Source organism: Olavius algarvensis spirochete endosymbiont, assembly GCA_900608495.1.
Classification (GTDB): Bacteria; Spirochaetota; Spirochaetia; order DSM-2461; family DSM-2461; genus UBA2779.
In genome coordinates this window covers 68,792-88,276 of the sequence record UWYT01000178.1, presented here as the reverse complement: position 1 = coordinate 88,276, position 19,485 = coordinate 68,792, and the positions used below count along the sequence as shown (strand labels likewise).

Genomic DNA, 19,485 nt, shown 5'->3' with positions numbered 1-19,485 from the left:
AGAATAGGAGAGAGAATGTCAGATATTTTTGATAAATGCAGCACAGATGGAGGCTATTTCGGACAATTGCGAAGAGCCAGGGATCGGTTCTTTACTCTACCCGTAATCGACGACATTCCGGGTCCTCATATGAAATTTCAAGGTCAGGATACCATAATGTGGTCCATAAACAATTATATAGGCCTGGCTAACGATCCGGATATCAAGGCTGCGGCCATGGCAGCCACAGAAAACTGGTCTGTCAGCTCTCCTATGGGCTCGCGAATGATGAGTGGATCCACTTCCGAACACATAAACTTAGAAAAATTACTGGCCGAACATGCTCAGAAAGAGGATTCCTTTCTTTTCAATTACGGCTACATGGGGGTGCTTGGAACAATCACGGCGCTCACCGGACCCGGCGATACGTTGATTGTGGATAAACTTGCTCATGCCTGCATAGTGGACGCTGCTCTTTCCTCCAAAAGTAAAAATTCCGGCAGAACTCCTGTCAGGTTTTTTCGTCACAACAACATGGATAATCTGGAATCCGTTTTGAAAGATGTGAACAAAACCCGCAAGGGTGGTTTGATGATACTCACCGAAGGGGTATACGGCATGACAGGCGATCTAGCTGATTTAACCGGTATTACGAATCTCGCCCGACGTTACGATGCTCGAATTTTCATAGACGATGCCCATGGTGTTGGCGTGCTTGGCGAAAAAGGCCGGGGGACTGCCTGCCACCTAGGTGTCCAGGAGAGTATAGACATATACTTTGGCACCTTCGCCAAGGCATTTGCATCCATCGGCGGCTACTCTGCCACAACCAGCCTGGTTCGTGATTACATAGCCTACAATGCACGCACCCAGGTTTTCGCCAAAGCCTTGCCAATGTCCTATGTGCTGTCTCTCAAAGTGGCGCTCCGGAAAGTAATCGAAGGAAACGACCGCCGCAAAGCAATGTGGCAGAGATCGGACGAATTGAAAGTTGGACTGCGCAAACTTGGCTATCATATCGGAACTGGAGATTCACCAATTTGCTCGATTTTTGTGCCAATAGGCGAGCGAGTTGAATCCGTTGCCATGGAAATGCTCAGCTATCTTCGTAAAAATGGTGTATTCTGCACAGGCATAATGTGGCCCGTAATCCCTCCTGGTCTTATGATGTTCCGTATGATACCCACCTCTGATCACACGCCGGGAGACGTCGAAAAAACCATCGAAGTCTTCAGAAATATGCGTGATAGTCTCAAAATACGGTCCCTCGGGAAAGCTGAGTTAGCCAAAATTGCCACAATCTATCGGAACCAGTAGGCCAGGGATGTGGTAGATGGAATGGCAGGAATTATCGTGGAGCAAGATGAGGTGCTGGGATATCCTGATATTCGCCCGGCAGGCTATAATAGCTTAAAAGAGTCATCAATCAGGAAATCCCGCCCCACCGCCAAACGTCATCTTCACGCCAAAGCGATGGACGTTCGGAGAAAAATTTTCTCAACTTCGACGTTGAAATTTCGAAATCAGTACTAGAGCGAGTCGCAGTTGCTTCTAACCCGATTTAGGGCCAGGGCCTTAATCATATACGCTGGGAGCCCTGCCCCTCTCCGACGCGTAGTGAGGTTTACAAACCAGCCCAGCTTTTTAACGATGGGAATTCGATATGTTTCCACGAATTCTATTAAAGTGCCGTCAGGATCCTCGATATACGTAAATCGGCCTGCCGCATCGCCCATATCAAACGACGTGCATGAGTCCACGGTGAAATCAAAACCCTTAGAATTCAGCTCGGTGCCCAAGGCATCCATACCCTGGATGTCGAAACAGAGATGAATGAAACCCGCATCGCCCCAGAGGCGATCTGCAAAAATTTTCTTCGGTTTTCGCTTCAAAGACTGAACTAGCTCAATGCTACTGGAACCAAGAAGCGCACCAAATGGGCCAGCTTGTTTTTTGTGGGAACTAAGCAAAACCCGGCGGAATTCACCACCGCCCCCGTTAAGGGGACTCCAATCAGGAAAGACACCAATTTCATCAAATTCAATTCTATCGTAACCTAGCAGGTCTCTGTACAATGGAAATGCTGCATCTATGTCGCTTACACCGATAAGCGCTCCCGCCACCCCCCCGGTTGGATGACCTTTGCTTTTAAACCAGGAATCCGAATGCACAATCTGAAAGAGATTTCCCCAGGAGTCACGTACAAAAAACGTTGTGCGGCCATCTGGAGCAATCTCCGGACTACCAAGAACCGTTACTCCAGAATCCACCAGGAAACGATGAGCGGCGACAAGATTGCTCGTTTTTATCCGGGCCGCGAATATGCCCAAATCTCCAAGTATTGGGAGCTTCTTAGGAAAAGTTGTCGGCCTGCTAGTGTACTGCCAGATTTCAAGTCCGCCCCCGCCTCGCAAATTTATGGCCAGCAAGGCATCGCGAGATTGAATCTCATTAGCAGTATAGGCGATCATAAAAGGTGCTTCGGCGGCCTCTCGGAAGATGGGAATGTCCAGCCCAAACCTGCATCGATACCAGAGCCAGGCCGCCTCCAGGTTTGGAATACCAACCCCAATTTGCTGGATACCACTTATTATGTAAGCCATCGTTTAATCCTTATCGTTCGATTTTTATTCTGCTTGACTGAGATTACAGGAGCCTTTGATAATAAACTGATGTTGCGTCAAAGTCTAATATTCGTTAGCCTTTCCCTTTTACTTATTGTTTCCTGCGACAGTGAATCGTCCACATTGAGGCCATTAGATGAGATTCCATACTATGTTGCGGAAAATTTCGAGCAGATCACCGTGTCATCACTGGGCAGGGTAGAAATCATAGCGAGCAAGGTTGAGGCTTTTCAGGAGGAAGATAAAACCATTTTCTTTGAAGCTGAATTAACGGAGTATGATTCGGATGGGAAGATTCTTATGGAAGGCAGGGCAAAAAAAATTGAGTTGGATGGGAATAACGATGCGGTGGCGCATGGAGATATTTATGTGCGCAATTCCATTGATGAAACCAGCCTTGAAGCCGAGAAACTGACTTGGGAAAACAGAGAACGACTTCTAAGCGGAGAGGGTGTGGTGAGTATCGAATTCAGAAATGAGGTTGAAATCAGTGGCGAAGGATTTGTTGCAGATGTTGCTCGCAAAGTTTATGAGTTTAAGCTGGGAGCCAAAGGCACGTTCGAAACTGATAATAACCAATAATTCCTATGAATTTTGGATTAGGTATGCTGCTAATGAAAATTCAGAATCTAAAAACGAAATTCCCTGTTCACATATTCTGGATTTGGATTTTTCTGGGTCCTGCGATATTGGGCCTTGAAGCCGAAAGCTGGCGATTCTCAGCCAATGAACTCAGAAAGGTGGATAAGGAGGATGAATCACGCACGGTTCTCAGTGGGAACGCCCATGCAGAGTCTGATACAATGAGTATCAATGCCCGCCAGTTGGAGCTTAGTGGGAAGGACCATGAATACATAAGCGGTAGCGACAAAATAGCCTTCATCAACAACGAGAAAAAGATCAAAGTAAATTCGGAGCATCTAGAGTACAACCGAGTAACCGGAGTTGTCGGCTTTCGAGAAAGGGTTATACTAATCGACGAAAAGAACAATGTTATTGTCCACTGTGAGTCTTTGGACTTTCAACAGAAAGAAGATTTAATCATCATGCAAATCCTAGTTAGACTCATCAAAGATGATACAATATGCCGAGGTGAATTCGCAACGCTTTGGATCAACGAAAACATGTTAGAGATTTCGGGACACCCGGCGATATGGCGAGGCGACGATTTTTACCGCGCCGATCGAATACGAATAAATCTAGATACTGATGAGATTGAGCTGGAAGGGGCGGTTGAAGGAACTCTGATTACAACCGAAGATGGAAAAGAATAGTGTAAAGTCAGCCTCTTGGGTAAATCGGGTTTCTGTGCTTCACGCTGAAGGTTTGCGCAAACTATACCGTACGAAGCTGGCAGTATCCGATGTCTCATTTAGCATGAAACAGGGCGAGGTTGTAGGACTTCTTGGACCAAATGGGGCAGGAAAAACTACCACCTTCTATATGATTGCCGGTTTTGTAAAGGTGACTTCGGGCAAGATATGGCTCGATGAAAGGGACATCACCAACGAGCCGATGTATCAACGCGCTCGGCTTGGCATCAATTATCTGCCTCAGGAACCTTCAGTTTTTCGTAAACTAAGCGTAGCCGAAAACATCCGGGCGGTTCTGGAAGTAAGGAGGGAGTTGGATAAAACGAAGCGCGAGTTGATTCTGAATAAACTCATGGAAGATCTTGGCATAAGTGAATTGGCAAACCAGAAGGCAGATACCTTATCTGGTGGCGAACGAAGACGAACCGAAGTTTGTCGGGCACTAGCCACCGATCCAAAGTTTCTGTTGCTCGACGAGCCTTTTAGCGGGATCGATCCAATTGCTGTCGGCGATCTTAGAGACATCATCAGTAGATTGGCTGATCGTCAGATAGGAGTACTGATAACCGATCACAATGTGCGCGATACACTTTCAATTACCGGACATGCCTACATAATCAATCACGGCGAAATACTCACTGGCGGAACTGCCAGGGAATTATTGGAAGACGAACGGGCAAGGGAGATTTATTTAGGTAGAGATTTCTCCCTGTAAGAGCCTATAATAAGTTTTCTTGACTCAAAAAGTCGATTAATAGAGCATGGGAATGGGGGAGTTGGTTTGCCCGAACAAAGACAACAGCTAACTGCCAGCCAGAAACTTACGCAGAAGCAAACAATAACTCAAAAACTGATTCAATCGATTAGTTTGATGGCGATGCCGTTGACTGAATTACAGGAGACAATTCGAGAAGAAGTGGAGAAAAATCCGGCGTTGGAAATCATTCGAGAAGCAGGTGAGGTAGACAGTCCCGACCGGAACGAGAATGTGAATAGGGAAAATAGTGTAGTCGAACAGGATTTCTTTAGTGATATTTCCGATCCAGGCTATCAGCCTGTGTCTCCTGGCGACTCCGACAGTAAGCGATTATTTCTTGAAGGGGCTGTTACCCGTGAAAAAACATTGCACGAAATTTTGATAGACCAGTTGCATCTTATGAATACTCTGCCGGAACTTGCGGATTTAACAGAAAATATTATATGGAATCTCAATGGGGATGGCTTTCATAATGAACCACCCGATATGCTACTCACCAGTGATAACCCAGAGTTACTGGAATCGGCCCTTAGGCTAGTTAGATCCATGGAACCCGTGGGGTGCGCATGCAGGGATTGGCAAGAGTCTCTTTTGGTTCAGGCTGAAATCAAGGGAGACAGTCCACCAAATTTCGAGCGCTTTGTAAGAGAGGGGCTCGGTCTATTGAAGAAAAGGCGTCCCGAAGATGTGCGAGCGAAGTTACGGATATCTCTGGACGACTGGAAACTTTGCGAAGCGTACGTTCGAACGCTTTCACCATTCCCGGGCCGGCTGTACTCGGTCGATACACCGCAATATATTGTCCCGGACCTGATTATCCGGAAGGAGGAGGGCGAACTGACACTGATTCTCAATGATGAGATACTTCCGGTTCTACGAATCAATCCAGATTTTGAAAAGATAGGTGAAGAATCTGGTATCAATAGAGATGCCAGACGCTTTGTTAGCGATCATTCCAGAGAAGCCCGGTACTTCATCAACAGTCTTGCGCAGCGGGACAACACATTGCTGAAAACCGCGCGGTCCATTGTAGAATTTCAAAGAGATTTTTTCTCCGGCGGTCCGAGATTCTTGAGACCGCTTACACTCAAGGAAGTTGCCGATACAATAGGGGTTCACGAGACAACCGTTTCCAGAATTACAACGAATAAATATGCACAAACCGATTGGGGATTGTTTCGACTGAAATTTTTCTTCACAAATTCCATCTCGGGATCTGGAGATGCAAAATCGAGGATTTCCAAGGTGGCGGCAAAAGAGGCTATAAAAGAAGTGATGGCGGGACTTGATGCAAATGAACGCATCTCTGATCAGGCACTTAGCGAATTGCTTGCAGGTAAGGGTATAAACCTGGCGCGAAGAACTGTTGCCAAATACCGAAATGAACTTGATCTACCCTCATCTCACCGACAATAATTCCTAATTAGCAACAGGAGGATGCGATGAACTTGGAAATCAAGGGAACCCACGGCTATAGTCCGGGCGGAAGCACCAGAGAATACATTGACAAGAAACTAAAACGTCTGAATCATGTCGAGTCCCATATGGCGGATTTACACCTAACTCTGAATAGAGAAAAAAACGGTGAATTCAGAACCGAGGCAAATTTCCACTTCCGTTGGGGAGCTATGGGGCATATCAGAGTTGCAGATAGAGACCTTTTCAAGGCTCTTGATTCTCTGTTCGACAAAATTGAAGTCAAGGCAACAAAAGAGAAAGATAAGATACAAGAACATTAGAAGAATCCACCCATATTTTTTATTCCGCCGTGCTATAATAAAGGATGATGGATAGGTTCACAGTTCTGGATTTGCTTAGCTTGGAGCCTAAGCCGCCAAATACACTTAATTTGCGCTGTATATGTGGACGCAGAGGCTTATCAAGAGAGATTTATTCCACCGATACTAATCGTCCTGGTATGGCTCTAACCGGCTTTTTCGAAAAATTTGTCGGGGAGCGAATTCAGATTGTTGGAAGAGGTGAATTCGCCTACATTGAATGTATGGGCGAAAAGGTGCTTGCCCCCCAGCTTGCCAAGCTGTTCAAGTATGATATTCCTTGCTTCATTTTTAGTTACAATCTCGAACCTCAGGAGTATTTCAAAAAAGCCGCAGAGGAAGCGGGGATTCCGATTTTAGTAACCCCCTTAGCGTCCTCATTGCTCTCGATAAGGTTGATACGGACACTCGACTATGTGTTCGCTCCTACGCGGACGATTCACGCGGTATTTGTTGAAGTGGAAGGAACGGGTGTGTTGATTCAGGGCGAGAGCGGAATCGGGAAAAGTGAAACTGCGTTGGAACTCCTGGATAGGGGGCATAGTCTGATTGCCGACGATGCGGTACTCTTGAAGTGCTTAAATGGCAATACACTCTGGGGTTATTGTGCTTCCAAGGTGATGGTGCATCACATGGAAATTAGAGGGTTGGGGATTATCGACGCGGTCAAGTTGTACGGACTTAATTCAATAAGAGATCGGCAAACCGTGGAAATGGTATTCCAACTCGAAGCTTGGAATAAGAATAAGAAATACGATCGTCTTGGAACATCAGATGCAGCAATAAACCTGTTAGGTGTGGATATTCCCCTAATCACACTACCGGTGAAACCTGGTCGCAACATCCCCATTATAATAGAAGCCGCAGTACTGAATCACAGATTGAAATCACAAGGTGTGAATATGGCAAAGGATTTCAACAAGAGTTTGAATCGGTGGATGGAGAATAAGAATGCAAAGAATCAGTGGTTTCAAGACACCGCAGTCAAGTGGGGTTAGCAATGACTACGCGTACTGTGACAATACTAAATAGGGCGGGCATTCATGCTAGACCCGCGTCGTTAATTGTACAAACCGCTCAAGCATTCGAAAGTTCAATTTGGATTGAGAAGGATGATGTCAAAATTAACGCGAAATCAATCATGAATTTACTAACTCTGGGGGCCACCTATCAAACCAAATTGGCGCTAAGTGCTGAAGGACCTGATGAAGATGACGCTGTTATAGAGATTTCCCGTTTGTTCGAGAATAAATTCAAGGAAGAGTAGCTTGCCGAGATTTCTCAACCTAAGATTGATTTGGGAATTATTTGCATATGAGAAGTAATCCCTCTCCTACCACTTCCCGGTATGTAAGTCTTATCATCGTAGTTTATACTGCCGTCACTATTTTGATTCTTTTCTGGGCGGCTCAGGTGTTTAACACGGTTATCAGAGGTGCGGCACTTGGGGACTCTACAGCGATTTTAATTTCATCGACTCTCATCTCCCCGATACTCCTAAGCATTTCCGCAATTATTTGGGCCAAGTTTTTCCGACGGAAGAGACATGGTGTTCCGGGTTATAGATTGAAGCTTAAGCTGACAGGACTTTTCGCCTTGGTTATGTTCAGCGCAATTCTTCTAGCGGGGTTATTTCCCATCTTTCTTCTTAATGCCTCAATTGATTTGTGGCTCGCTCCGGAAAACGGTTTGGCGCTGGAAGCCGGCGAGCATCTATCGTCAGAATACCAAAAAGATGCTTTTAGCCGTCTTGAGAATCTAGTCGAAAGCGATTACCTGAGCCTCCTTTTAAATGATGTAAGCCGTGATGCCGGCCAAGTCTGGCGTGAGCTTCGGGATGTGGCGCCTTACTTAGACGCCATTCAGATTACAGGAGGTGGGAGGGGGCGTATGATGGGGAATTTTGAACTATTCTTCCCTCCGGGAGATTTTGGGAAGTACAACGAGGAAGGGGCTCTGCCTGTGCGAAACGTGGATGGTCAAACTGTCCTTTCTTGGCAAAGCTTCAGGGATAATCGCAGAATAATTCTCACCTCAGCACTGGCTAGAGATTTCGAAACAAATGTAAGTCGGATAATCACGGCTCATGATGGATGGCAACGTCGCGATGGAATTCGGGGAACTATCAAGAGTTTATTAGGGTTTTTTGTACTTCTCATAACAGGCCCGTTGATTCTAATTGCCATATTTGCCGGCATTGCACTAAACGATATGCTCGTGAGTTCCTTAACTGTTCTTGGCGAAGCAACAAAAAAAATCTCTGAAGGGAATTACAGTTTCAAAATTCCCGATTCAGAGGGAAAGGAACTTGATTTCCTGACAAAGCCCTTTAATCAGATGATTAACGGACTTTCAGAGAATCGAGCTAAGATTGTTCATAGCGAACGACTTGCGGCCTGGCAGGTTATTTCTCAACGCCTGGCTCATGAACTAAGAAATCCCCTAACGCCCATTAAACTTTCTGCCCAACGAATTTTGGGAAAGGCTAAAGATGGATTACTGGACATAGGCCTTGTGCAAAAAGCCTCTCGACTTATACTCCGTGAGGTTAATAACCTGGATAAGTTGTTACAAGATCTCAGAGATTTTGCTGGAGGCGGTCCACTCAAACGTTCGAGATTGGATATTGAGCACCTGACAACCGACATCTTCGAGAAATTTAGAGCCATACATCCAGAGATAGAGTGGTTGCTAGTACCCAGGGAGGTGATATTGCCGATAATAATGGCCGATGCACGACAAATTGGGAGAGTGATATCAAATTTAATAATGAACGCATTGGAAGCAAATTCCACGGAGATTACGATTAAGCTGGATATGATTCATAGCGAAACCGTTCCCTTTATCCATCTCGTTGTGTTGGACAATGGCGAAGGAATTCTCCTTGAGCGGGCAAAATCGATATTTCAACCTTATAATTCTACCCGTGAGCGGAGCATCGGGTTGGGTTTGGCTGTGGCGCAAAGAATTGTCAACGATCATCATGGTCAAATCTGGTTTGAATCTGAGATTGGCAAGGGCACAGCATTCTATGTAGCACTGCCGGCAAGGGAGGAATTATGAGCAGCATACTCATTATAGACGACGAGAGTGCTATTCAGAACGTGCTTGAAGATATCTTGAGGGACGAAGGTTACCAAGTATATGTAGCAAGTGATGGAATAGAGGGCTTGAAATTGCTTCAAAGGCATCCAATTGACATCGTATTCCTTGATGTCTGGCTTCCTGGCAAGGGGGGAATCGATGTTCTTATGGAAATCAAGTCCACCCGGCCTGAAGTAGAGGTGATAATAATATCCGGACATGCCACAGTGGAAACAGCGGTAAAGGCGATTAAGCTTGGAGCTTACGACTATCTCGAAAAACCCTTGGATTTAGGACGGGTGGTTACACTTGCCCGACATAGCATTCAGCTGGAACTCCTTAAACGGGAAAACGCGACTCTGCGCAAGAATCAATTTCTCGAAGATGAGATGATTGGCAATACCGAGAAGATGCAGAAAATTCGTGAGATTATCGCGCAGAGCGCTCCCTCAGATTCGAGAGTAATGATACTTGGCGAGAATGGAACGGGAAAAGAATTGGTTGCGCGGATGATTCACTCGAAAAGCAATCGATCATCTCGTTCGTTTGTCGAGGTTAATTGCGCAGCAATTCCCGAAAATCTCATAGAAAGTGAACTCTTTGGGCATGAGAAGGGTGCATTCACAAATGCGGTTGCTAGGCGGCGAGGGAAATTTGAGCTTGCTGACGGTGGTACTCTTTTTCTTGATGAAGTTGCGGATATGACTCTTGAAGCACAGGCGAAAATGCTTAGAACAATTCAGGAAATGACTTTCGAAAGAGTCGGCGGAGAAGAGCAGCTGCATGTTGATGTTAGGATTATTAGCGCTACTAACAAGAATATCATCCGTGAGATTGAAGGGGGGAATTTTCGGGAAGATCTCTACTTTCGATTGAATGTGATACCCCTCTCCGTGCCTTCCTTAAGGGAAAGACAAGACGATTTACCCATTTTGATTGATTATTTCCATAAAAAAATGAGGAGTGGAAATGATGTTCCAAAACTGAGATTTACCGATGAAGCGATGAGGTTGCTTATGGAGTATTCTTGGCCAGGAAACATCCGTGAGCTGAAGAATTTTATTGAAAGGGTTACTATATTGGTTGATGAGGCTGAGGTGACAGAGGAAACGGCCCGTTTTTACCTTGGCGAAGCAAGATCGAAGCCTTCCAAGGCTTCGTTGTATCAAGAGTATGAGGGGATGAAACTTAGTGAGGCGAAGAATCTATTCGAGAAGCGAATGGTGGAGCGGTGCTTAGAGGAAAACAGGTTCAACATCGCAAAGACCGCGCAAGCAATGGGAGTATATCCCAGCAACCTGCATGGTAAAATAAAAAAATATAGAATTGAGATTAAGAAATGAAGGCACCCACTGGAAGACAGGCAGAAGCCTTCAATATCATTAAGTCTTTTTTCAGAAACAATGAGTACTCTCTAACTTCCGAAGAGATTACCGATGATATCAGTATCTCTGTCAAAGGTGTCTACTGCCACATAAAGCAGTTGGAAGAATTTATATCCTGCGGCAGCAATCAATCTCATAACACCGCGCGAAACCGACGAGATCAACAGGTGTTGATACTATTATTCAGCAGTATTGCGACCGGTGTTCCTCTTTCCACTGTAAGAAAACAACAACGGCTTCATCATCTTCCCAATCCGGTTGTCGATAGGGATCGAATATTTACCCTGCATGTTAATGAGAATGACAGCATGACTGACGCTGGAATTACGGATAGAGATATTGCGATATCCAACTATCAGACTCAAATGGAGAATGGATAACAATAATGGTTGATGAAACTGTCATCCGGTTTTACAGAATGAAAAAATGTATGCCTCTTCAGGGCAAAAATCCAGCTTATCTGTTACACTGCACGTGCACCGAAGCCTTTGGTGACTCTGATTCGTTAATATTAATCCAGCTCTAGATGATGACACTTTTGCCTGTATACTTTTTCCCGGGACCAGAAATTGGACATAAACGTAATAGAATTCTGTCTATTAAACAGGCTCTTCATGATAGGAACAGAGAAGCGCCGGAGATTTATGAGTATTTCCCGTATGATAGTCAGGCCTCGGATATTGTATCGGATCTCTTAAACGGTTCTCTTTTCTCCATGGGGCGCCTGGTGATTGTTGCAGAAGCTCAGGCTCTTGGAGAAAATGATGTACGCACTTTCAAGCAGTATATAGATACCCCGTCTCCGGAAGTAATTCTTATATTCACCTGCGATGAGATTCCCGGATCTCGGGGGTACCCCAGAACCTTAGCGAATGTGTTGCCCAAAAAAGCAATAGAAGTTTTTTGGGAAATGTTTGAACGAGATAAAAGAGGTTGGGTGAGGAGATTTCTGAATGAAAAGGGTTTGAAGGCCGAAGAGGCAGCCATTGATCTTTTACTTGATATAACTGAAGGTATCAGCGACTTCCTTCGTGAGGCTTGTGAACTGCTGGCATTCTCGATGGATTCCAAAAAAACTATTCTGGAATCCGATGTTGATGAAATTCTGGAACACAGTAGGAAGGAAACAGGTTTTAGCCTCTTTGAGCGATTTTGCCGAAGAGACTTGAACGGTGTTCTGGACGCCCTTAACAACTGTTCGGATTCAAATGCTGGAGATAGAATTTTCTCGATGCTGATTGGTTCTATAGTCCGCTTGAGTGATTTTGCATCATTGCTATCAGGGGGACTGACACCAGAAAATGTGGCCACTGAATTGGGACTGGGGCGTGGGAAAAGGGTTCTTAACACTTATATGGATGGTGTCCGCAATTACCGAAAGTCCGAATTGGATTCCGCAATACGAAGCTTAGTCGACCTTGAATCCTGGTTGCGTAATGCCCCTAGGGAATTGCGCAAATCCAAGACGGAAATCTTGCTCTGCAGAGTAGTCGGTGGGCATCATTAGTCCAGCTCCCCTCACGAGTTAAGAAATTTGAATTTTGCGGGATACGGTGAAGTATCCGGATGCTTTCTCATTCTGCATTGTGGCTGAACTTAGGGTATCTTTCGCTGCTCATCATGATACATCCGCGCAGTCCCGCGTTCAAAAACTTGATCGTTTATTTACTTGATTTCGTTCGGATATACCGAACTGAAACTGTCTATTCCTTTGGTTTAACCCGGATTCGGTTAGTAGTAATCGAGTTGCAGAAATAGACGACTCTATGTTCACTTGGTCATCTTGTATTGAATAGCTACAAACCTTCGTCAATCCGGGACATTCTTTCAATATCTGCCTCTAAGCTCAGGATTACTTTTATCGTCGTCTAGCGATAGGTCCACGGCTTCCTGGAGCTAATCTACCTTAGGATTTCTTTGTTGGAGTTATGTATGAGGGGATTTTGTCTAATCAAGCTCAAGAAGCGAGTCGCGCTTCAGATGTGAATCTTAGTTCGCATAGTGAACTAAGCGATAAATCCATTTATGAGAAACTGGGTTGGTTACCTTTTGATTCGGTAGAAATACTTCTTGTGACTGTTTCCAAGGCCTGAACATGCTTCTTCCTATCCTAACGGTTGCTTCCCATAATGAAACTCGAGTGTCGTCCAACGGCCCCCAGCGTGACTACAAATCCGATACTCGAAATTTGAGATTGCAGTTGTCTTGTTTGCAGCGCATTGATTAATATGACAGCCGTCAATTCATCGTTCCAAGAACCTGAAATTATGCGAGTATTCCACCTTCTGCGGGCATCGGCGCTTCACCTGCTGGCGGCAGTATTACAGAATTGTTCCCGAAGGAGAGCTGTTCTGATTTAATCACTCGATGGCACTTATTCTGGCTTCTTACTGAATATCGGGAAGTTCGAGAGTGGGATTTATTTCGGCGTTTACAATCAATCGCCGCAGCTTCGGATCCCAAAGAGAATTTGGTGGAAGAGTTACCACATATTCGATGTCATCTAGTTTAATTGCAAGGGTATTGTTCTGAAGAAACTTTACATCTGCACTGTTGGCAGGCTGTAATGGGAATTCGGCAAATTTAACCGGCGGAATTGTTGCGGGGATTATAGTACTTAGATTAAGAGCTCTATCATACGCGTTCGAACTGATTTTGATGCCTACGTCGTCGCTGAGGATTATATTGACGGAGTTTTCATCCTTGCTCCATCCGTTTATCACTAAGCGATGACGGATTTCGTCTTCGGTTGTAAGGGCGGCTGTATTCAACTTACTAAACAACAATTCCAAACCGGCAGCATTCACTGTCAGTTTTCTAATTTTGGGTGACGAAAATATAGTACCGACAGTGGATTTCCCCCTAATCTCAATTCCGTCAACCAGGGCACTGAAATGCTTTTCCCTAGTATAGTGAATTGTTAGAAACCCAATTGCCAGCAATATATAGGCTAAGGGGAAATATATCCTCCCAAGAGGTAGCCGACTCATCGGTTCCAATGTTAACAACGATGAGTTTATTCGGCAAGCTTGCTTGTATATTCGCAGGTCGGCTATCATTGGCTCCGAACAAGGGGATTCTATGTTTCGTCTCTCTTCAATACTCCCATCATTCTCAGCCAGTCTCTTCACGCTCTTCATCTACTCGTGTTTTTCAATGGAACGAGATACTTCTGCAGCCGAGCGGACCTATAATTTGGATACACTTATCTCTGATTTTGAGGCAAGAGGCATTGATATCCTTGACGACGAATCCCGTTTGATTTATTCAGTACTCCTTTACAATGCAGGACAATATGACGAGTCCAGAATTCAGCTGAATAAGCTAATCGAGAACAATCGATCGAATTCCATGGCATGGTACAATCTCGCTTTATTGGAACACGCCGTGGGGAATACTGAGATGAGAGATTTCGCTATTGAAGTGGCGATTGAGTTGGACGATAGTAAGGTAGAGATATTGACGTTTCGCGGAACATTGGCTATCGAAAATTCAAATTGGGAAGAAGCCGCGACATATCTACAGCGGGCCTTGGAAATTAACCCCGAATATGTCGAAGCGCTAAGCGCAATGGCTTGGATTAAGGCAAAATCTGGACAACTGGATTTAGCTTTGACGCTGCTAGACAAGGCGGTGAAGCTGGATCCTGGATATGTCTATGCTCGTGTGGACAGATCCAGAATAAATTTGGCTCTAAGGAACTACAAAAATGCCGAACTCGATTTGGATAAGGTAATAGAACTGGAACCGGATGTCCAATGGCATTATTTGGACAGGGCCAGAATTCGGCTTCGATATTTTTTGGATTACGAAGGCGCTTTGGCAGATTTAGAGAATGTTGAGAGACTGGATTCGGATAATTTTTTTGCCTTGGTTTATCTTGCCGGACTTCATGATGAGCAGCGTCGTTTTTCAAAGGCTAGAAACTACTATTTTAGAGTGATTGAACAGCGTCCAGAATACTTCTGGGCCTACATGCCTCTTGGAAAACTGGAGTGGATGGCCGGCGAGTATTCGGAGTCCGAGAAGTGGTTTGCAAAGGCAGCGGAGCAAAACCCTGAGGACTACACCCTGCAGTTGATGGTTGCAATGTCAAAATTTCGTTTGGGGAAAACAAACGAGGCAGATGAGCTTTTCCAGCAAATTTTGCAAACCCTTGAGATTGGAAAGACAGAATACGAGGTTATAAGATTTTGTGCCGAAAGAAAATCGGACTATTATGCAATAAGCACTCTGAACAAGGAGACTGACGAATCACTCCGCGAAAGACTGTGGTATTATATGGGTGCAATATATGAATCTGTAAACAACACTTCGGCAGCCATTGCCGTTTATGAACGCTTGAAAATGCGGACGGGGAAGATGGAGTACGATTTAGCCTGGGCGGCCCTTGAGGGAATGTGAAATCAATGAAGGTGTTTAGTACCGAGAAGATTTCGGAAACCATGACAATGATAAGGATCCGCGATAGAGAAATAGTTCTACTTGGAACCGCTCATATTTCTGCCGAGAGCCTGGCCGAAGTCGAGAAATCAATAGTTATCGAGACTCCAGACCATGTCTGTGTGGAGATGGACGAGGGCCGCTTGAAAAATATGGATGATGAAGGTAAGTGGTCCGGTACGGATATTGGAAATGTCCTGAAGAGGGGTCAGGGTTTCATGTTGCTGGCTAATCTAGCCTTGTCGTCTTTTCAGCGGCGCATGGGATTGGATACAGGTGTTCAGCCTGGTATGGAAATGAAGGCAGCTGTCGATGCGGCTAGAGAAAGGAACATATCTTTTTCCTGCTGTGACAGGTCGATACAGACGACTTTGGGCCGTGCGTGGAGATTGAGTAGTTTTTGGTCTAAATTAAAGCTAATTTCCTCCCTCATAGCCTCTGTACTAACTAGCGAGAGAGCAAAACCCGCAGAAATTGAGAAACTCAAAGAAGCTGATGCGATGCAAAATATGATGAGTGAATTAGCTAGATATCTTCCTGCTATCAAAACAGTGTTGATAGACGAAAGAGATTTTTATTTGGCGTCGAAGATAATCAGTTCTCCTGGAATAAAGACACTAGCCATTGTTGGCGCGGCTCATGCGCCGGGCATAGTGAAACTCATGGGTGAAATAGTTGCTAGCGAAAGAAGTCCTGAGACAGAGGAGTTGGAAATAATTCCGCCGCGAAAATGGTACGGCAAAATCCTACCATGGATTTTGCCTTCGCTGATTATTGGACTCTTTGCATTTGGTATCTACCGGTCCGATTTCGAAAGGGTGCTTGAAATGGGCAAAATCTGGTTTTTTACCAACGGCGTTTTAGCCGCAGTGGGAGCTTTGGCGGCGTTAGCCCATCCCTTGACTATTCTGATAAGCTTTCTTGGAGCACCGCTTACTTCGTTAAATCCTACGATTGGTGTCGGCATGGTGGCCGGACTTCTTGAATATATGTTTCACACGCCGCGTGTTTCTGATATGGAGAATTTGAAGTCAGATATCCTTGGAATAAGAGGCTGGTACAGGAATCGAGTTACTCGCATTCTGATGGTGTTTCTTTTGAGTTCGGTTGGTAGCAGCGTGGGAACCTTCATAGCGATTCCCTGGTTAACCTCAATTGCCGGGAGTTAGCCTTTTACCTGCTACTCTCAAAAAAAACTAACCAGCTTCATCTCGAAAAGTAGCCAACTATCGGGTTCTATGGGTCCATAGCCTTTGTCGCCGTAAGCCAAATATGGCGGAATGAGCACCTGCCTAATCTCGCCTGGATTCATATCTGTTATCATTTCGAACCAACCCGGGATTACTCCGTCCTGGCCCAAAGTGAAATCAAAGGTTTGATCTCGTGTGCTGGTGCTATCGAAAACAGTGCCGTCTAGCAAGATTCCAGTATAATGCACAGATACTCTGGAACCAGCAACGGGCTTCTCGCCGCTTCCCTTTTCCTTTACGGCGAAATATATTCCTGTTGGAGTTTTTTCCCTCTCATCGCCCAAATCGATAACTGCTCTCGCCAAATTCGGATTAGTTTCTTTGAGATTTTCGATTTCGGCCAATCTGGCCGCCTCATACAGCTCTGCAAACTTGACATCGTCGAAAGTAATGGCAGGTATTTCTATTCTCAATATTCGTATCGATTCTATGCGGTCACCCTTGCGCGTTCTCATCAACGTCCCTTTCCCTGAAACCAGTTTGCCGAATGCCGTGTATTTAGTATCTAAAAAGCGGTCGCCTTGCTGTGTGATGAAGAAGCGACTGCCTGCAGATTCGGTTATATATCCGTCCATTGTCAGTATTCCAGGTTCAGAGGCGCTGATTTGAGTTTGCGTTTCTCTGGGGATGCTGTATCCAGGACCTCCTGTTCCATTTTCCAGAGGATCCCCCGAAAAAACCGCGTAGTTCGGAGCTTCTCGATAGAAGGAGAGGTCGTCAAAATATGGTATCCCAGGGTCAAATAACTTATTGGATATGGTTCCTTCGGCGAGACCGCAAAAGTTTGCGACTGTTAGAGGTGTTTCATCCAGGGTGAGCATGAAAATCATCTTCCCTCGGTTTGTGTTGATTTGGGCATAGAGTCCAGGAGGCAGTTTTTCCGTTGAGCCGGAAGCCCAAAGGACAGTGGAAATAATTAGTAGAATTGCGACAAAGTGCTTTCTCATCAGACAAAGAATCCTAAAAATGAAGTAATTCGATATCGAATACTAGCCAGGAATTAGGGGGTATGGGGCCAATGCTTTGCGAGCCATAACCCATTTCAGGAGGTATTATTACCGTACTTCGCTCTCCTTTGTTCATATTCATTATCGACACATCCCATCCTGGGATAATCTGACCAACCCCCACAATGAATTCGATTGCCTCGTTTCGATCTCTGGAACTATCAAACTGAGTGCCGTCAATCATGGTTCCGATGTAGTGGACGCTAACCTTCATGCCCGCGGTAGGTTTGACTCCAGACCCCTCTGTTTTAATCTCCTTAAAAATTCCGGTTTTATCATCACGCACTGCGTTCGGCCAGCGACTGGCAATCTTGTTCATCACAACGCTGTTCTGTTTTTCACTCGCTGCATTGCGTCGTACGATCAGTGCCTCTTCCATTTTTCTGAAAGCGGAGGAACTAGCTTTGTATTCATTTGCCTCCGAACCCACACGCCGTATCCTAAGTTTCTTGATGATGTCGTTTTCTTCAATCGAGTCGACAATATTCTGGCCCCTCACAACTTTTCCAAAAATGGTGTGTCTCCCATTAAGATGCTCGGTTGGTACTTGTGTTATGAAAAATTGGCTCCCATTTGTATCAGAACCTGCATTGGCCATGGCCAGAATTCCTGGACTGTCAAAAACAAGATTGTTATCTGTCTCGTCTAAAAATGTATATCCAGGCCCCCCAGTGCCATTACCCTCAGGATCACCGCCTTGTATCATGAATCCCTCTATTACTCTATGAAAAGTAAGCCCACTGTAGAAAGCACCCTTGCTGTTGGCGAAATCAAGCTCGCCCTCGGCAAGTCCAACGAAGTTCATAACTGTAAGGGGCGCTTTGTCTGGAAACAGCTCCACCACTATTATGCCTTTTTCGCTGACAATTTCAGCATACAGACCGTCTTCAAGTTCGATATCGTTCTCTGCGCACGAAGTGGCAATAGTAGTCAACATGATGAGGGTGGGAAACAGCACTAGACCTCGGGAATCCAGTAAGTGCATTTGTAATCCTCCATGGGAATCAAAGTAGCCAGTATATGAGGTGATGTCACTCGACTGTCGAGCAAGGCATTCGAATTTTGGCATTTAGTGTCGTTATGCATAAACTCAAAATTTAAACTAGGGCTGGGATGTGTCAATTTCGACAGCAGTTTCGAGGGCCAGTTCCATCATCTGGGTAAAGCTCTTTTCCCTTTCCTGAGCGCTGGTTTTCTCTCCAGAAACAAGGCTGTCGCTTACTGTGAGAATACAAAGCGCCCTCACTCCGAATTGTGATGCCAGTGTGTAAAGTGCGGCAGCTTCCATTTCTACGGCGAGAACTCCGTACTTGGCCCAGTTTTTCCAGGATTCTGGATCTTCGTCATAGAATACATCCGAACTTAAGATATTGCCTGCTTTGATATCGATACCAAGGTTCTGGGCATGCTTAGTGGCGACAGTTATAAGTTCCCAATTCGCTGTGGGCGCGAAATTCATGCCATCGAAGCGTCGGTTTATTATGGCCGAATTCGTTGATGCGCTTATGGCGAGTATAATATCCCTTAACCCGATGTTCGGCTGCATCGAACCACAAGAGCCGATACGAATCAGCGTTTTTACGTCGTAAAAATTGATTAGTTCGTGTACGTAAATTGCATGTGATGGCATCCCCATTCCAGTGCCCTGAACCGATATTTGCTTGCCTTTGTAGATACCGGTGTACCCGTACATTCCCCTTACTTCATTATATCGTCTAGTGTCGCTCAGATAGTTTTCCGCAATAAATTTGGCTCTCAATGGATCACCCGGGAGGAGCACTCTGGGTGCAACTGCGGTTTTACTGGCTTCTATGTGAATACTCATAGCTCTGTTCCCTTACATTGCTTGATATCTGACTAGGATA

Annotated in this window: 21 protein-coding genes; 16 read left to right on the top strand and 5 right to left on the bottom strand. The window is 45.2% G+C overall.

All coding sequences use genetic code 11. The annotated features are described in order from the left end of the window. Window positions 1–15: 15 nt before the first annotated feature. Together S1OALGB6SA_RS04640 and S1OALGB6SA_RS04635 are read left to right on the top strand one after the other, a co-directional pair. Window positions 16–1,296, top strand: coding sequence for an aminotransferase class I/II-fold pyridoxal phosphate-dependent enzyme (locus tag S1OALGB6SA_RS04640; RefSeq protein ID WP_052080315.1), 1,281 nt, complete (start codon window positions 16–18; stop codon window positions 1,294–1,296). A 21-nt stretch (window positions 1,297–1,317) separates the two neighbouring features. After that, window positions 1,318–1,512: a hypothetical protein gene (locus S1OALGB6SA_RS04635; RefSeq protein WP_037564616.1), complete on the top strand. Its 195-nt coding sequence runs from the start codon at window positions 1,318–1,320 to the stop codon at window positions 1,510–1,512. Here the strand turns inward: S1OALGB6SA_RS04635 and S1OALGB6SA_RS04630 are convergent. After that, window positions 1,509–2,582: a VOC family protein gene (locus S1OALGB6SA_RS04630; RefSeq protein ID WP_037564618.1), complete on the bottom strand. Its 1,074-nt coding sequence runs from the start codon at window positions 2,580–2,582 to the stop codon at window positions 1,509–1,511. The genes S1OALGB6SA_RS04635 and S1OALGB6SA_RS04630 overlap by 4 nt on opposite strands. 69 nt (window positions 2,583–2,651) lie before the next feature. Here S1OALGB6SA_RS04630 and lptC point away from each other — a divergent pair, with 69 nt between their 5' ends. The 12 genes from lptC to S1OALGB6SA_RS10180 all read left to right on the top strand — a co-directional run bounded on the left by lptC (window position 2,652) and on the right by S1OALGB6SA_RS10180 (window position 13,013). Beyond that, on the top strand, window positions 2,652–3,185 hold the full coding sequence (gene lptC / locus S1OALGB6SA_RS04625; RefSeq protein WP_124032691.1) for an LPS export ABC transporter periplasmic protein LptC: 534 nt from the start codon (window positions 2,652–2,654) through the stop codon (window positions 3,183–3,185). 23 nt (window positions 3,186–3,208) lie between these two features. Beyond that, on the top strand, window positions 3,209–3,877 hold the full coding sequence (locus S1OALGB6SA_RS04620) for a hypothetical protein (protein ID WP_037564621.1): 669 nt from the start codon (window positions 3,209–3,211) through the stop codon (window positions 3,875–3,877). Beyond that, window positions 3,864–4,631, top strand: coding sequence for an LPS export ABC transporter ATP-binding protein (gene lptB / locus S1OALGB6SA_RS04615; protein ID WP_124032690.1), 768 nt, complete (start codon window positions 3,864–3,866; stop codon window positions 4,629–4,631). The genes S1OALGB6SA_RS04620 and lptB overlap by 14 nt, the downstream gene beginning before the upstream one ends. 66 nt (window positions 4,632–4,697) lie before the next feature. Next, complete coding sequence (gene rpoN / locus S1OALGB6SA_RS04610; RefSeq protein WP_195910304.1) at window positions 4,698–6,089, top strand: RNA polymerase factor sigma-54; 1,392 nt, start codon at window positions 4,698–4,700, stop codon at window positions 6,087–6,089. 26 nt (window positions 6,090–6,115) lie between these two features. Next, entirely contained in the window at window positions 6,116–6,412 is a 297-nt protein-coding gene (hpf, locus tag S1OALGB6SA_RS04605; protein WP_124032688.1) for a ribosome hibernation-promoting factor, HPF/YfiA family, read from the top strand. Window positions 6,413–6,456: 44 nt separating this feature from the next. Continuing rightward, window positions 6,457–7,449 (top strand): HPr(Ser) kinase/phosphatase, encoded by a 993-nt coding sequence (gene hprK / locus S1OALGB6SA_RS04600; protein WP_124032687.1) that lies wholly within the window; start codon window positions 6,457–6,459, stop codon window positions 7,447–7,449. 2 nt (window positions 7,450–7,451) lie between these two features. After that, the gene (locus S1OALGB6SA_RS04595; protein ID WP_124032686.1) at window positions 7,452–7,718 is read left to right on the top strand and encodes an HPr family phosphocarrier protein; all 267 of its coding nucleotides are present in this window, start codon (window positions 7,452–7,454) and stop codon (window positions 7,716–7,718) included. A 47-nt stretch (window positions 7,719–7,765) separates the two neighbouring features. Next, a complete protein-coding gene (locus S1OALGB6SA_RS04590) occupies window positions 7,766–9,514 on the top strand; it encodes a sensor histidine kinase (RefSeq protein ID WP_124032685.1) in 1,749 nt (582 codons plus the stop codon). Then, a complete protein-coding gene (locus S1OALGB6SA_RS04585; protein WP_124032684.1) occupies window positions 9,511–10,878 on the top strand; it encodes a sigma-54-dependent transcriptional regulator in 1,368 nt (455 codons plus the stop codon). Before S1OALGB6SA_RS04590 ends, S1OALGB6SA_RS04585 begins: the two co-directional genes overlap by 4 nt. Further along, window positions 10,875–11,300 carry a LexA family protein gene (locus S1OALGB6SA_RS04580; protein WP_124032683.1) on the top strand — a complete coding sequence of 142 codons (426 nt, stop codon included), beginning with the start codon at window positions 10,875–10,877 and terminating at the stop codon, window positions 11,298–11,300. Before S1OALGB6SA_RS04585 ends, S1OALGB6SA_RS04580 begins: the two co-directional genes overlap by 4 nt. Window positions 11,301–11,458: 158 nt before the next feature. Then, window positions 11,459–12,427, top strand: coding sequence for a DNA polymerase III subunit delta (gene holA / locus S1OALGB6SA_RS04575; RefSeq protein ID WP_195910303.1), 969 nt, complete (start codon window positions 11,459–11,461; stop codon window positions 12,425–12,427). A 436-nt stretch (window positions 12,428–12,863) separates the two neighbouring features. Continuing rightward, the gene (locus S1OALGB6SA_RS10180; RefSeq protein ID WP_195910302.1) at window positions 12,864–13,013 is read left to right on the top strand and encodes a hypothetical protein; all 150 of its coding nucleotides are present in this window, start codon (window positions 12,864–12,866) and stop codon (window positions 13,011–13,013) included. A gap of 294 nt (window positions 13,014–13,307) precedes the next feature. Here the strand turns inward: S1OALGB6SA_RS10180 and S1OALGB6SA_RS04570 are convergent, their stop codons facing one another. Further along, window positions 13,308–14,051 carry a hypothetical protein gene (locus S1OALGB6SA_RS04570; protein ID WP_195910301.1) on the bottom strand — a complete coding sequence of 248 codons (744 nt, stop codon included), beginning with the start codon at window positions 14,049–14,051 and terminating at the stop codon, window positions 13,308–13,310. 64 nt (window positions 14,052–14,115) lie between these two features. Here S1OALGB6SA_RS04570 and S1OALGB6SA_RS04565 point away from each other — a divergent pair, with 64 nt between their 5' ends. Further along, window positions 14,116–15,324 (top strand): tetratricopeptide repeat protein, encoded by a 1,209-nt coding sequence (locus S1OALGB6SA_RS04565; RefSeq protein ID WP_230204415.1) that lies wholly within the window; start codon window positions 14,116–14,118, stop codon window positions 15,322–15,324. 5 nt (window positions 15,325–15,329) lie between these two features. After that, window positions 15,330–16,532: a TraB/GumN family protein gene (locus S1OALGB6SA_RS04560; protein ID WP_037564441.1), complete on the top strand. Its 1,203-nt coding sequence runs from the start codon at window positions 15,330–15,332 to the stop codon at window positions 16,530–16,532. A gap of 17 nt (window positions 16,533–16,549) precedes the next feature. Here S1OALGB6SA_RS04560 and S1OALGB6SA_RS04555 read toward each other — a convergent pair whose 3' ends face one another. The 3 genes from S1OALGB6SA_RS04555 to deoD form a co-directional block, all read right to left on the bottom strand. Next, a complete protein-coding gene (locus S1OALGB6SA_RS04555; RefSeq protein ID WP_052080295.1) occupies window positions 16,550–17,560 on the bottom strand; it encodes a peptidylprolyl isomerase in 1,011 nt (336 codons plus the stop codon). Between the two features lie 13 nt (window positions 17,561–17,573). Next, window positions 17,574–18,605 carry a peptidylprolyl isomerase gene (locus tag S1OALGB6SA_RS10790; protein WP_037564438.1) on the bottom strand — a complete coding sequence of 344 codons (1,032 nt, stop codon included), beginning with the start codon at window positions 18,603–18,605 and terminating at the stop codon, window positions 17,574–17,576. Window positions 18,606–18,722: 117 nt separating this feature from the next. Then, window positions 18,723–19,445: a purine-nucleoside phosphorylase gene (gene deoD, locus S1OALGB6SA_RS04545; protein ID WP_037564432.1), complete on the bottom strand. Its 723-nt coding sequence runs from the start codon at window positions 19,443–19,445 to the stop codon at window positions 18,723–18,725. Window positions 19,446–19,485 lie beyond the last annotated feature (40 nt).